The sequence below is a fragment of the Streptomyces mutabilis genome, from assembly GCF_014649815.1.
Taxonomy (GTDB): domain Bacteria; phylum Actinomycetota; class Actinomycetes; order Streptomycetales; family Streptomycetaceae; genus Streptomyces; species Streptomyces mutabilis.
Map to the genome: position 1 here is coordinate 336,862 of NZ_BMTT01000006.1, position 12,344 is coordinate 349,205.

Here is a 12,344-nt window from a genome sequence, read left to right on the forward strand (position 1 = left end):
GAGGATGGGGGGATGGAGGCCGAGCTGTTCCCCAGGGCGCGCGCCGTGATCGCGCCCGGCGCCGTGCACGTACCCGACTGGCTGGAGCCCGCAGTGCAGCGCGAGCTGTTGGACGCCTGCCGCGAATGGGCCCGCCCACCGGCCGGACTGCGCACGGTCCGCACCCCGGGCGGCGGCACCATGACCGCCCGGCAGGTGTGCCTCGGATGGCACTGGTACCCGTACGCCTACGCGCGCACCGCCGTCGACGGCGACGGCGCCCCCGTGAAACCCTTCCCGGACCGGCTCGGCGAACTCGGCCGCCGGGCGGTGACCGACGCGCTGGGCGCTGGGGCGACGTCCTCGGAGCCGTACGACATCGCGCTGATCAACTTCTACGACGCCGACGCCCGCATGGGCATGCACCGCGACGCCGACGAGCGGTCCGACGCGCCCGTGGTCTCCCTGAGCCTCGGCGACACCTGTGTCTTCCGCTTCGGCAACCCCGACACCCGGACCCGCCCCTGGACCGACGTCGAGCTGCGCAGCGGCGACCTGTTCGTCTTCGGCGGGCCGTCCCGCCTCGCGCACCACGGGGTGCCGCGCGTGCACCCGGGCACCGCACCGCCCGAGTTGGGGCTCACGGGGCGACTGAACATCACGCTCCGGGTCAGTGGCCGGTAGGAGCCCGGGGCCGCGGATCATGGGAGACTCCCCCTCATGAGCGGCAAGGCGGACCCCCGGGCGGCGGGGGAAGGGACCACCTCGAGGGCGCGGCTGGACCGCGGGCGCGGTGCGCTCGGACCCGCGCTGGAGCTCGTGCACACCGGACGCGCCCCCACCCGCGCCGTCCTGACCGCGGAACTCGGCGTGACCCGGGCCACGGCCGGCGCGGTCGCCGCCGAACTGGAGGCACTCGGTCTGATCCGGGTCGACGCCCGCCCCGGCGCGGCGGCCGGTTCCCAGGGCCGGCCCTCGCACCGGCTCGCCGTCGCCGAGGACGGTCCGGTCGCCCTCGCCGCCCAGGTCCACGCCGACGGGTTCCGCGCGGCGCTGGTCGGTCTCGGAGGCCGGATCGTCGCCACCGCGCCCGGCTGCGAGGTCGTCGACGCCGACCCGGCGAAGGTACTGGGCTCCGTCGTCGAGGCCGGAGCGGAACTCCTGCGGGAGACCGGACGGCGCTGCGTGGGCGCGGGCCTCGCCGTGCCGTCGGCCGTGGCGGAGCCCGAGGGCCTGGCCCTCAACCCCCTCCACCTCGCCTGGCCGGCGGGCGCCCCCGTGCGGCGGATCTTCGCCGAACAGATCCGCGCGGCCGGCATCGACGGCCTCGCGTTCGCCGCCAACGACGTCAACCTCGCCGCGCTCGCCGAGCACCGGCACGGCGCCGGGCGCGGCGCCCGCGACCTGCTGTGCGTGGCCACCGGCCACCGGGGCGTCGGCGGCGCGCTCGTCCTGGACGGCCGCCTGCACAGCGGCAGTTCCGGTCTCGCCCTGGAGGTCGGCCACCTCACCGTCAACCCCGACGGCGGCCCCTGCCACTGCGGCAGCCGGGGCTGTCTGGACGTGGAGACCGACCCGCTGGCCTTCCTCACCGCGGCCGGCCGCGAGCCGGGACCGGAGGTGTCCCTGCTCCAGCAGTCCTACGACCTGATCCGCGGCCACTACGGCGACCCCGCCGTCCGCACCGCCACCGAGACCCTCATCGACCGCCTCGGTCTGGGCCTCGCCGGGCTGGTGAACATCCTCAACCCGGACCGCATCGTCCTCGGCGGACTCCACCGCGCGCTCCTCGACGCCGACCCCGAGCGACTGCGCGCCGTCGTCGCCGACCGCAGCCTGTGGGGCCAGAGCGGCGGCGTGCCCATCCTGCCCTGCGGTCTGGACCACAACAGCTTGGTCGGCGCCGCCGAACTGGCCTGGCAGCCGGTCCTGGACGACCCGCTGGGCGCACTCGCGTGAGCGACGCGGCCGCCCTCCTCAGGCCGTCGGCCGGTCGCCGCCGCTCGGTGCGTGGCTGAGGTCGACGACGCAGAAGATGGTGCCGTCCGGGTCGGCGAGGACGACGAAATCCGGGTCGGGCGGGTACAGCTCCCAGTCGACGGCCCGCGCACCGAGACCGATCAGCCGCCGCACCTCCGCCCGCTGTTCCTCGGTCGAGTCCGTGAACAGGTCCAGATGGAGCCGGGGCCGCGGCTCGGCCGGCGACTCGCTGTACAGCAGCCCGAGGGCCCGTCCGGAACCGTCGGCGTGCTCCAGGGTCCGCCAGGTCTCGCTCGTCCACTCCTCGGCGACGACCAAATCCAGCGCGGCCGTCCAGAACTCCACCGCGCGCGGGATGTCCGTGACACCGATGACGGGGATACCGAACCTCAACATGGTCTTGAGCTTAGGCCGTTGATCCGTGAGACACGATCACGTCACGTACTGGGCGAGTCCGTGGCCCAGGGACCAGTCGGCGTCGGCGTTCTCCGTCAGGGTGACGAAGACGTTGCGGGGCTCGGTCCCGGCGTACGCCTCGGCGAGTTCGGCGATCCGCCGGTACAGCGCCTGCTTCCGTTCGGCCGAACGCCCCGACCGCAGGGTGATCGCGACGAACACGATGCCCTCGTCCCGGTGGACGCCCGCGTAGTCGTCCCAGCGCAGCGCGCCGCCGGCGCCGTCGTGGCCGGTCAGGACCTGGAACCGGTCGTCGGGCGGGATGCCGAGCGTTTCGACCAGGGCGTCGTGCACGGCACGGCCGAGCGCGTCGAGGCGGTCGGGACCGGTCGAGTGGGCATCGATGCGGACGAAGGGCATGGTGGGTCCTTAGGTCGGGTGAGGTGGGACTTTCCGGGCGTCCGGGTGTCAGTGCCACTCCGCGGCGAAGGCCCGCGCGGGATTGGTGACGAGAAGGCGCCGCACCAGCTTCGCCCACGGCGAGCGCGAGCCGGGGCGCCACCCGGTGCAGCAGGTGGGGCATCCCCGGCCCGCCGTCGACCGACCGCGCGGCGGCCGTCGTGGTCCAGCCCCGTCGCGGCCACGAGGTGCACGCCGGTCCCCCGGGACAACGCGGGCAGGTCGGCGGCCCGTCTGCCCAGACCGTACGGCGTCCACTGCACCACCGTCCCGCCGCCCCGCTCGAGGAACGCGGTGAGCTCCGCACGGGCCGCCGTCACGCTCCGCAGTTCCTCGCCGGGCAGCCGGGGACTGGCGAAGAACACGTGGTCGTGTGCGTCGCACACGCCCAACTCCCCGGGTGCCACGTCTCCGAGTACCGTGCGCACCGCGCTCACTACTGCCGCCCCCGAGGCAACCGCGCCCGCTTTGGAGCCGACAGGTGCAGCACCTGGAAGACGTCACTCTCGCCCTCGCGCGGGGCGTCGTGCGCGTGCAGCGAGAAATGGACCAGCTCCCAGCGGGCGGTGTCCACGACCGCCGCCGCGAGCAGCGTCCCCTCCCCACCCGCCAGCCGCTCGGTCTCCCGTACGGCCCCGGCCGCCACCTCCGACAGCGACACCCCCTCCGGCACCGGTCGCCGCCGCCGTACCGCCGTGCGCGCGGGGGAGCGGGCGGCGCCGCCCTCCTCGTAGGCGAGGCCCGTCCACTGCCGGACCGCCGGCCGGCCGAAGTCGTCGGTGGGTCGCTGGAAGGCGCCTCCCCAGAGGAAGGAGTTCATGCCCTCCAGCGTGTTCCAGATGTGGAACGGCGCGTACTGGTCGACCGGTGAGCCGTGCGCCCCGCGCTCGCGCAGCAGGTACGCCTTGAGTCCGAGGCCGGGCCAGTCGTCCAGCAGGTGCCCGGTGCGGGCGACCCGCTTTCGGATGAGGTCCGTCCCGTGTCCGACGGGCAGGGTGAACTCGTACTGCATGGCGTGCACGGGAAGTCTCCAGAGGTGTGCAGTCCGCTAATGATCAATGGCGTCCAGCGGCGCGAGCAGGGCGAGCAGGCCACGGACGGCCGCGTCGAAGGCGGCGGGGGAGCCGGACGCGCGGGCGAGCACGTAGCCGCCCTGGACGGTCGCGACGACCGTCGCCGCGATCTCCTCCCCGTCCAGCGAGGACGCGAACTCGCCCGACTCCTTGCCCTCCTCGACCATCTGGGCGAGCTGCTCCCGCAGCCAGTCCAGCGTCTCGTCCACGGGCGCGCGCAGGGCCTCGTCGACGATCACGTCAGGGTCCATCGTCAGCCGCCCGACCGGGCAGCCGCGCAGCACGTCGCGCTCGCGCCGCAGATACGCCTCGACCCGCTCGTACGGCGTGCCCGGGCCGCTCAGTACTCCCTCCGCGGTAGCCCGCATCTCCTCGGCTGTGCGGCGGATCGCCGCCAGCGCGAGATCGGGCTTGCCCTTGAAGTGGTGGTACATGCTGCCCTGCCCCGCGCCCGAGCGCTCCAGGATCGCCTTGGGGCTGGTGCCCACGTAACCGCGCTCCCACAGCAGCTCGCGGGTGGACTCGATCAGTCGCTCCGACGTGCTCATGCACGCACTGTACATACCAGTAGTTACAGAAGTCGAGGAGTGCGGGGAGCAGGGGCGGGGCGGCCGGAGTACTCCCCGCGCGGTACGCGCACTGCCGCTGGCCGTACGACGCCCCGCACCCCCTGCCGGGACGACGCTCGGAAGCGACACGAAGGACATCGCACCGAGGAGTTGGGCGACATGCAGACCCTGGCACACTTCGGCGACGGCGGGCCCGGACCCTGGATCCTGCTCTTCCCCCTGATCTGGGCGCTGATCATCGTCGGCGGCATCACCCTGCTGCGCCGCACCGCCCGGCACGGCCGCCGCGGCCCCGGCCGGCCGCCCACCGTCGAGGACCACTCACCGATCACCGTGCTCGGCCACCGCTTCGCCTCCGGAGAGATCGACGAGGACGAGTACTGGCGCCGGCTGTCGGTGCTGGACGAGCGGTTCGGCCGTACGGGCAAGGGTGGTGCGGCATGACCACGACGACGTCCGTCCGGGCCGCCGCCCGGGTCGTCGACGCCGTGGCGGTGTACGGCGGTGGTGACACCGCCGTACGCGCCCTGGACGGGGTGAGCGTGGACTTCGGCCGGCCGCTTCACCGCCCTCATGGGGCCGTCGGGCTCGGGCAAGTCGACCCTGATGCACTGCGCCGCCGGCCTCGACACCCTCACCTCGGGCACGGCTCACATCGGCGAGACCGGGTGAGGCCGCGGTCGTCGAGGGTGCCGAGGTCGACCGGAGCGCCACGAGGCCCGACATCGCCGCCGGTGCCGACAACCGGAGCGAACGGGCCCGACAGCCGGTCCGGTGTCGCGGAGTCCGGCGTCAAGAGGTGTGGCCCGCCTCCCCGTCGACCGCCGGCGCTGACCCGTCGGCCCGCGGCAGCGAAAGGTCACCGCCCGGTCAGCCGGCAACGGCTGACCGGGCGGGAGCGGGTTGGGAGCTGCCGAGGTCGACCGTGTGCTCGACCTCCGCGAAGGCGGTGGCCGGCACCTCCTCGACCAGACGCCGGGGCGGACGCGCCGCGACCGGCGGCGCGGTGAGCGGCGTGGCGGGAACGGCCGTCGGGAGCGTGAACCAGACGACCTTGCCGGAATCACCGTCCGGCCGGGCGCCCCAGCTCTCGCTCATCGCGGCCACCATGGAGAGCCCGCGCCCGCACGTCGCCAACGGTTCCGCGTCGTCCACCAGGGGCAGCCGCGGGTCGTGGTCGCGTACGGAGACGGTGAGCCGGTCGAGGAGCAGCTCTATCTCCACGGTGCACGTCTTGTCGGGACGGGCGTGCAGGTGGACGTTGGTCAACAATTCCGTCACGCCGAGCGCGGCCCGGTCGATCAGGGAATCCATGTGCCAGTAGCGCAATTGCGCAGATACGATTCTGCGGACCTGGCCGATCCGCGACGGCAGGGCTTGGAGCTCCACCGTGCAGTGTCTGCTTGGGTGACTGATCACGGCTGCGACTCCCCGACTAGAGGTCCGGAAGAACACGGAGTTCGGATCCAGCAGGGCGCACGCGGCGCGCCGCCGCCTGCTGTCATGGCCGGCGGGCTGGTTCGCAGCGTTATCGCCGGTAAACCCAGAGTGACGTGAGACCAGCGTGACGCAAGGGGTGTGGCACCGCAAGTTACGGACATCTCAGCCGCGACGCCCGGCCGCCCTGCGCACCGCCTCGATGAAACGGCGGGCCGCGGGCGGGCCCGGCTCACCCGGCGCGGGGTCCCGCTCGCCGAGCGTGAGCAGGTACCGCTTGCCGTTGAGGTCGGCCAGGGCGCGGTCCTCGGGGGCGAACCAGGGCCGGGAGGCGCGCACCGCCTGCACCGGGGCGCTGTCGATCTCACTGCCGTAGCTGGTGAGCAACTCCACCCTGCCACCGCTGATCCGGACCGTCCCGGCCCGGGTGAGTGAACGCAGCCGCTTGCCGATCCGCACCCCCGTCGCCCTGAACTCCGGTTCCGCCATGCCGTCGCCCCCTCGTGCGCGTCGCTTGCCGGACCGTGCGCCTCGCCGGGCCCGGTACCGGCTCGTGTCGTGCTCCAGTGTGCGCCCGCGGCGGGAACCCTCCGCTATCGCCTCCCGCCCGCTGGCAGTCTGCCCGCACCGCGCGCCCAGCACCAGTACGCGCCGTCCCCTTTCCGGGGCGACCGGAGCACTCGCGCGAATGCGCCCCCGCCTGGCCGCCCCCACCCGCCCCAGTGGTGTCCTTGAGGTTCCCAAAGGTGTGTTTATGCAGGTGAGAAGCGTGTTGAAGACGCCTATGATCGAGGCGTCGGCCGCGCGAGGCGCCGTCGGCGCGCAGCGTAAGGAGCCCCGTCGTGAGCAGCACCCAGCAATCCCGCACCGGCGCCACCCTCGACGTCGACCACAGCGACACCGCCTACCGGGCATGGCTGAAAGAAGCCGTGCGCAAGGTCCAGGCCGACAACAACCGCTCGGCCGACACCCACCTGCTCCTCTTCCCGCTGCCCGAACACTGGGGCATCGACCTGTACCTGAAGGACGAGTCGACGCACCCCACCGGCAGCCTCAAACACCGGCTCGCCCGCTCACTCTTCCTCTACGGCCTGTGCAACGGCTGGATCAGGCCGGACCGGCCCGTGATCGAGGCGTCCAGCGGCTCCACGGCCGTCTCCGAGGCGTACTTCGCGAAGCTGATCGGCGTGCCCTTCATCGCCGTCATGCCGCGCACGACCAGTGCGGAGAAGATCCGCCTGATCGAATTCCACGGCGGACAGTGCCACTTCGTGGACGACTCCCGCCGGATGTACGAGGAGTCCGCACGCCTCGCTGCCGAGACCGGCGGCCACTACATGGACCAGTTCACCTACGCCGAACGTGCCACGGACTGGCGGGGGAACAACAACATCGCCGAGTCGATCTTCCGCCAGCTGCGGCTGGAACGGTTCCCCGAGCCGGCGTGGATCGTCGCCACGGCCGGCACCGGCGGCACCTCGGCGACCCTCGCGCGCTACGTGCACTACATGCAGTACGACACGCGCGTCTGCGTGGCCGACCCGGAGAACTCCTGCTTCTTCGAGGGCTGGACCACCGGCGATCCGGACGTCACCTGCGACTGCGGCTCCCGGATCGAGGGCATCGGCCGGCCCCGTATGGAACCGAGCTTCGTACCCGGCGCGATCGACCGCATGATGAAGGTGCCGGACGCCGCGAGCGTCGCCGCCGTCCGGGCCCTGGAGCGGGCCATCGGCCGCAAGGCGGGCGGCTCCACGGGCACCGGGCTGTGGAGCGCGCTGAAGATCGTCGCCGAGATGGTGGCCGAGGGGCGGCAGGGCAGCGTGGTGACGCTGCTGTGCGACCCGGGGGACCGGTACCTCGACAAGTACTACTCGGACGCCTGGCTCGCCGAACAGGGTCTGGACATCGAGCCGTACACGACGGCGATCGAGTCCCTGCTCCGGACGGGAGCCTGGACCGGCTGACGACGAGCGCGCCGGACCCGCTACGGGCGGGCGAGCCGCCGGTCCAGCGAGGTGACCGCGTCCCGGAAGGCCCGTCCGAGGCCGGGACGCGCGCGGTTGAGCACGAAGCGGAACAACGCCGTTCCGTCCGCCGCGAACGTCCACTGCACGCGCGTGCCGTTCCCGGCGGGCGTCAGCCGCCATTCCTCGACCACGGCACGGGCGCCGGGCGCGTTGGTGACGTCGACGCGGTACGCGTACACCTCGGGCCGCCGGGCCGTCAGCACCGTCTCCACGAAGCGCGTACCGCCCCTGAGCCGGATCTCGCGCCCCGCTCCCGCACCGATGGGCCGGGCGAACGTCACCGCCGAGAACCAGGCGGTCCAGCCCGGTACGTCCTCCGCCAGCGCACGGAAGACCCGGTCCGGGGCAGCGGAGATCTCCCGTGCGAAGACCAGGCGTACCGGCGCGCTCTCGACGAAGCCGGCCCCCACCGGACGCAGTCGGTGAACCATGGACGCAGCAACCCCCTCGGGTGACGCCGCGAACGCGGGCGGTCGCGCGGGTGGGCGCCACGATAGCCGGGGGCGCGCCGGGTGTCAGCGGCGCCACCGGGCGCGGGCACGGGCGAGCCGGGATCAGAAGTGGGGCCCGCGAGCGGGCGGGAGTGTTCTTCCTGCCCGCCGAGCGGGGCCGGGCGGGCACGGACGATCCGGGGCCGTCGGCACGCCGCCAGGGGTCAGTCGGCCGCGGCCGGCTCCGCCTCGCCCGCCACCACCAGCCCCAGATGCTCCGGGATCTCCGCGCGGGCGTCCGCCGGCAGCCCCGCGTCGGTCACCAGCGTGTCCACCTGCTCCAGCGTCGCGAAGGAACTCAGGCCCACGACACCCCATTTGGTGTGGTCGGCGACCACCACGACACGCCGTGCGGACTGCACCAGCCGCCGGTTGGTCTCCGCCTCCGCGAGGTTCGGCGTCGACAGGCCGGCCTCGGCCGATATCCCGTGCACGCCGAGGAACAGCACGTCGAAGTGGAGCGTCGCGATCGCCTGGTCGGCGACCGGGCCCACCAGCGAATCGGACGGGGTGCGCACACCGCCGGTGAGCACCACCGTGGCCGCACCCTGCCGCGCCCCCGAGGTGCGCTGCGCCACGTGGAACACGTCGGCCACCCGCACCGAGTTGGTGACCACCGTCAGGTCCGGCACGTCCACCAGCCGGTGCGCCAGCGCGTACGTCGTCGTACCGCCCGACAGCGCGATCGCCGCACCCGGCGCGACCAGTTCCGCCGCCACCCGCGCGATGTCCTCCTTGGCGGTCGGCTCCAGACCCGACTTGGCCTCGAATCCCGGTTCGTGCGTGCTCGCCTCCACGACCGGGACCGCGCCGCCGTGCACCTTCTCCAGTACGCCCTGCCGGGCCAGCGCGTCGAGATCGCGGCGGACCGTCATGTCCGACACGCCGAGCTTGCGGGTCAGCTCGTTGACCCGGACCCCGCCCCGGCGGCGCACCTCGTCCAGGATCAGGGCGCGCCGCTGTTCCGCGAGGAGGTTCGGATTCTCACTCACGTACGCTCCGGTCCTTTCGCCGCGAAACCGCCCGACACGCCCGGCGCACCCGCCCCGAACGGGAACTCCCGGGCTCCGGTGCGCGGACGTCCCATCCTCGCACGGCCCGGCACGCGCCGCGCCACCGCCTGCGCGCCGCGCACACGCCGACTGTGTCCCGTCCCGGCTTCACCCGTCACAGTTCGGGGAGATTCGGTGCCGAGGGGTGTACGGCGCCCGCCGAGCGGAGATCCTTGTGCCCGCACGTACACAGCCGACGGCGCGTTCACCGGGGGAGCACGGACAGTGGAGCAGGCACAGGAACGGGTCGGGACGGGCGGGCGGGAAGCCCCGGGACCGCGTGACGGGGAAGACGGGAGAAGCGGCACCGCCCTGGAGCTCCTGGTCCACGGAGTGGGCGGCACGACGCCCGCCGAGATGCTGGACGACCCACGGACCGTGCGGGTCACCGGCGACCACATCGCGGCAGTGTTCCGGCGCACCGAGGACGCCGACGCGGAGTCACGTCCCGAGGACTACCGGGGCCGGCCGGTGCCCGAGGCCTACGTCTGGTGCAACCTCACCTCCGGTAACGGCACCCGCGCCCTGTGGCTGCTGCTCCTGCCGTTCATGGTGGTCAACCTCGCCCATTGGATGCGGCCCACGGCGCAGGGCCGGACCCGGACGGTCCGTCTCTACGGGCTGTTGGTGCGGCTGGCGGGACTGACCCTGACGGTGCTGCTGGTCGCCGGGGCCTGCGAGGTCGCCCTCGACCTCGTGGCCTGGCAGTGCGCGGGCACGCGCGCGTGTGCCGAGCGGCATTCCTGGCTGGGGTTCCTGTCGCCGGTGATGTCGGACGGCGGCTGGTGGAGCACGCCCGGCCGCAGGCTCGCCCTCGCCGCCGCGGTGCCCGCCGCGCTCACCGGCCTGCTGTGGTACCTGTCGCTGCGCACTTGGAGGGCTTACGAGTCCCAGCAGCCGATGGACCGCGACACCGGCTCGGGCACCGCTGCCGAGACCGATCCCGAGTCCGGCCTCGGGGAGGAAGCCCGCACCGCCCTCAACCGGCCCGGGTTCTGGTACGGGCGCCGACTCGTGGCGCGGCTGCGCGCCGCCCACACCGCCGCCGCCCTCCTGACGGTGGCCGCGGCGGTCGGCGCACCGGCGGCCCGCTTCGACCGCAGAGCGGGCGGCCCCGCGCTGCTCGACACGCTGGGCTGGCTTCTGATGACCGCACTGGTCGCGGGGGCGGGCGCGGTGGTCACGGTGGTCTGCCGCCGGGGCCGCAGCGAGCGGCGCCTCGACCGGGAACTCGACGAGCGCCTCGTACGGCTCCTGCCCCTGGCGGCCCTCATCCTGTTCGTCCTGGCCCTGCTGTACGGCGGCTGGGCCCGTCCGGGTTGGTCGTCGGCCGGACGGCTGCCCGGGGACATGACCTTCGGCGGCATCACCCTGCTCCAGGGCCTGCTGGTCATCGCGCTCGCCGTGGTCGCCCACGTGCTCCACCGCAGCCGCCCCGACGCCCGAGCCGCGATCCGCGGCCTCGGCGGGCCGGCCGTCGCCATGCTGGCCTGCGCGCTGGGCGGGGTGATGTCCGGCGGCGTCGCCCAGCGCGTATCGGACTGGCTGGACGGGACCGGCACCTCCATCGACGGGCCGCCGGTCCTGCTGACCTGGCAGGCGTCCGTCATCCCGCCGCTGCTCGTCGTCGTCCTGCTGCTCTGTGCCGCGCTCGCCCGGCACACCTGGCGTCTCGCCCGCTCCGAACGGGCCGACATCGAGGGCGACCACCCCGGCGAGGCCGGGGACCCCGGGCGCACCCGCCGCATCGCGCTCACCCGCGCCCTTGCCACCCTCACCGACCGGGCACCCGTCCTCGTGGCCATCGTCTCCGCGACCACGCTGCTGCTCGGCGCCGGGGCCCTGGTGGGCGCCCTGACGACCGACCGGGTGCCCGCCGACGTGGCGCGGGGGACGTACGCCGTCGTGCACGGTGCCGCCCAGATCGCGCAGGCACTGGGCTCCTGGCTCATCGGCCTCGGCTTCATACTGTTCGTCACCTGGGGCAGGCGCGCCTACAAGGACGCCTCCGCGCGGCGCACCATCGGGATCCTGTGGGACGTCGGCACCTTCTGGCCGCGCGCCGCACACCCCTTCGCGCCGCCCTGCTACGCGGAGCGCGCGGTGCCCGACCTGACCTGGCGGATGGCGACCTGGACCCGGGCCACCGGCGGACGGCTGGTCATCTCCGGGCACTCGCAGGGCAGCGTGCTGGCCGCCTCGGCGGCCTGGCAACTGGAGCCGTCCGACCGCAAACGGGTCGCCCTGCTCACCTACGGCTCCCCCCTGGAGCGCCTGTACGGCCGCTGGTTCCCGGCCCACTTCGGACCGGCGGCGCTCGGATCCCTGCACGAGGAGGTCGACTGCTGGCGCAACCTGTACCGGCGCACCGACCCCATCGGCGGTCCGATGCGGCTGCCCGGAGACTCGGGCCCCGCGGTGGACCGCCCACCCCTCAAGGACCCGCTGACGTACGGCCGCACCGAACTTCACCCGCTGCCCGCGCCGATCCTCGGCCACTCCGACTACCAGGCCGACCCGGCCTTCGCCGAGGAACGGCAGCGGCTGCTCGCCCGCCTGCGCCCTGAGGTGCCGGCGCCCCGCCACACCGGCCATCACCCCTCCGTCCCGTCGGCGGACGGCGGGACGGGGGACTGCTAGCGCCTGTCCGACGATTCCCGTCTGCCTCGCGACGCCATGCACGCACTGGCGCCGCACCGGGCGCAGAGCCAAGTACATCCAGTACGACGCTCTACGCCCGGCACGCCGAGAGCACGCACCTGACGACCCGAGGCCGCCCTCCTTGCGACGGCGGGAATTGTCAGACAGGCCCTAATACTCCAGTTAGAAATCGTTGCCTGAGCTGGTTCTTCTTCGGTAGTGGCAGTGGCGGGCGGTC

Annotated in this window: 13 protein-coding genes and 2 pseudogenes; 6 read left to right on the forward strand and 9 right to left on the reverse strand. The window is 73.5% G+C overall.

Annotation, left to right across the window (positions count from 1 at the left end):
* The first annotated feature begins 12 nt into the window (after positions 1–12).
* A complete protein-coding gene (locus IE142_RS16425) occupies positions 13–663 on the forward strand; it encodes an alpha-ketoglutarate-dependent dioxygenase AlkB family protein (RefSeq protein ID WP_191886458.1) in 651 nt (216 codons plus the stop codon).
* Between the two features lie 36 nt (positions 664–699).
* On the forward strand, positions 700–1,938 hold the full coding sequence (locus IE142_RS16430) for an ROK family protein (protein WP_191886459.1): 1,239 nt from the start codon (positions 700–702) through the stop codon (positions 1,936–1,938).
* Between the two features lie 18 nt (positions 1,939–1,956).
* Here the strand turns inward: IE142_RS16430 and IE142_RS16435 are convergent, their stop codons facing one another.
* The 5 genes and pseudogenes from IE142_RS16435 to IE142_RS16455 form a co-directional block, all read right to left on the reverse strand.
* Positions 1,957–2,355: a VOC family protein gene (locus IE142_RS16435; RefSeq protein ID WP_191886460.1), complete on the reverse strand. Its 399-nt coding sequence runs from the start codon at positions 2,353–2,355 to the stop codon at positions 1,957–1,959.
* 36 nt (positions 2,356–2,391) lie between these two features.
* Positions 2,392–2,775 carry a tautomerase family protein gene (locus IE142_RS16440; protein WP_191886461.1) on the reverse strand — a complete coding sequence of 128 codons (384 nt, stop codon included), beginning with the start codon at positions 2,773–2,775 and terminating at the stop codon, positions 2,392–2,394.
* Positions 2,776–2,981: 206 nt separating this feature from the next.
* Positions 2,982–3,251: pseudogene (locus tag IE142_RS36685) on the reverse strand (phosphotriesterase family protein); the annotation flags it as partial.
* On the reverse strand, positions 3,251–3,835 hold the full coding sequence (locus IE142_RS16450; protein ID WP_191886462.1) for a DUF4865 family protein: 585 nt from the start codon (positions 3,833–3,835) through the stop codon (positions 3,251–3,253). The pseudogene IE142_RS36685 and the gene IE142_RS16450, both read right to left, overlap by 1 nt.
* 27 nt (positions 3,836–3,862) lie before the next feature.
* Entirely contained in the window at positions 3,863–4,435 is a 573-nt protein-coding gene (locus IE142_RS16455; protein ID WP_229830552.1) for a TetR/AcrR family transcriptional regulator, read from the reverse strand.
* Between the two features lie 180 nt (positions 4,436–4,615).
* Here IE142_RS16455 and IE142_RS16460 point away from each other — a divergent pair, with 180 nt between their 5' ends.
* The gene (locus IE142_RS16460; protein ID WP_100045804.1) at positions 4,616–4,900 is read left to right on the forward strand and encodes an SHOCT domain-containing protein; all 285 of its coding nucleotides are present in this window, start codon (positions 4,616–4,618) and stop codon (positions 4,898–4,900) included.
* Positions 4,897–5,122: pseudogene (locus IE142_RS16465) on the forward strand (ATP-binding cassette domain-containing protein); the annotation flags it as partial. The gene IE142_RS16460 and the pseudogene IE142_RS16465, both read left to right, overlap by 4 nt.
* Before the next feature lie 204 nt (positions 5,123–5,326).
* On the opposite strand, the gene IE142_RS16470 reads toward IE142_RS16465, so the two are convergent.
* Both IE142_RS16470 and IE142_RS16475 read right to left on the reverse strand, forming a co-directional pair.
* Positions 5,327–5,875 (reverse strand): ATP-binding protein, encoded by a 549-nt coding sequence (locus IE142_RS16470; protein ID WP_191886464.1) that lies wholly within the window; start codon positions 5,873–5,875, stop codon positions 5,327–5,329.
* Between the two features lie 183 nt (positions 5,876–6,058).
* The gene (locus IE142_RS16475) at positions 6,059–6,382 is read right to left on the reverse strand and encodes a hypothetical protein (protein ID WP_043375860.1); all 324 of its coding nucleotides are present in this window, start codon (positions 6,380–6,382) and stop codon (positions 6,059–6,061) included.
* Between the two features lie 353 nt (positions 6,383–6,735).
* Here IE142_RS16475 and cds1 point away from each other — a divergent pair, with 353 nt between their 5' ends.
* Positions 6,736–7,860 carry an L-cysteine desulfhydrase Cds1 gene (cds1, locus tag IE142_RS16480; protein ID WP_043375862.1) on the forward strand — a complete coding sequence of 375 codons (1,125 nt, stop codon included), beginning with the start codon at positions 6,736–6,738 and terminating at the stop codon, positions 7,858–7,860.
* A gap of 20 nt (positions 7,861–7,880) precedes the next feature.
* Here cds1 and IE142_RS16485 read toward each other — a convergent pair whose 3' ends face one another.
* Positions 7,881–8,354: an SRPBCC family protein gene (locus tag IE142_RS16485; protein WP_191886465.1), complete on the reverse strand. Its 474-nt coding sequence runs from the start codon at positions 8,352–8,354 to the stop codon at positions 7,881–7,883.
* A gap of 224 nt (positions 8,355–8,578) precedes the next feature.
* Complete coding sequence (locus IE142_RS16490; protein ID WP_191886466.1) at positions 8,579–9,406, reverse strand: DeoR/GlpR family DNA-binding transcription regulator; 828 nt, start codon at positions 9,404–9,406, stop codon at positions 8,579–8,581.
* Between the two features lie 285 nt (positions 9,407–9,691).
* Here IE142_RS16490 and IE142_RS16495 point away from each other — a divergent pair, with 285 nt between their 5' ends.
* Positions 9,692–12,106 (forward strand): hypothetical protein, encoded by a 2,415-nt coding sequence (locus IE142_RS16495; protein WP_191886467.1) that lies wholly within the window; start codon positions 9,692–9,694, stop codon positions 12,104–12,106.
* Positions 12,107–12,344 lie beyond the last annotated feature (238 nt).

What these genes read in the sequence shown, in the direction of transcription:
- IE142_RS16425 (WP_191886458.1), top strand. Translation starts at nt 13, where the DNA reads ATGGAGGCCGAGCTGTTCCCCAGGGCGCGCGCCGTGATCGCGCCCGGC.
- IE142_RS16430 (WP_191886459.1), top strand. Translation starts at nt 700, where the DNA reads ATGAGCGGCAAGGCGGACCCCCGGGCGGCGGGGGAAGGGACCACCTCG.
- IE142_RS16435 (WP_191886460.1), bottom strand. Translation starts at nt 2,355, where the DNA reads ATGTTGAGGTTCGGTATCCCCGTCATCGGTGTCACGGACATCCCGCGC.
- IE142_RS16440 (WP_191886461.1), bottom strand. Translation starts at nt 2,775, where the DNA reads ATGCCCTTCGTCCGCATCGATGCCCACTCGACCGGTCCCGACCGCCTC.
- IE142_RS16455 (WP_229830552.1), bottom strand. Translation starts at nt 4,435, where the DNA reads ATGAGCACGTCGGAGCGACTGATCGAGTCCACCCGCGAGCTGCTGTGG.
- IE142_RS16460 (WP_100045804.1), top strand. Translation starts at nt 4,616, where the DNA reads ATGCAGACCCTGGCACACTTCGGCGACGGCGGGCCCGGACCCTGGATC.
- IE142_RS16475 (WP_043375860.1), bottom strand. Translation starts at nt 6,382, where the DNA reads ATGGCGGAACCGGAGTTCAGGGCGACGGGGGTGCGGATCGGCAAGCGG.
- IE142_RS16485 (WP_191886465.1), bottom strand. Translation starts at nt 8,354, where the DNA reads ATGGTTCACCGACTGCGTCCGGTGGGGGCCGGCTTCGTCGAGAGCGCG.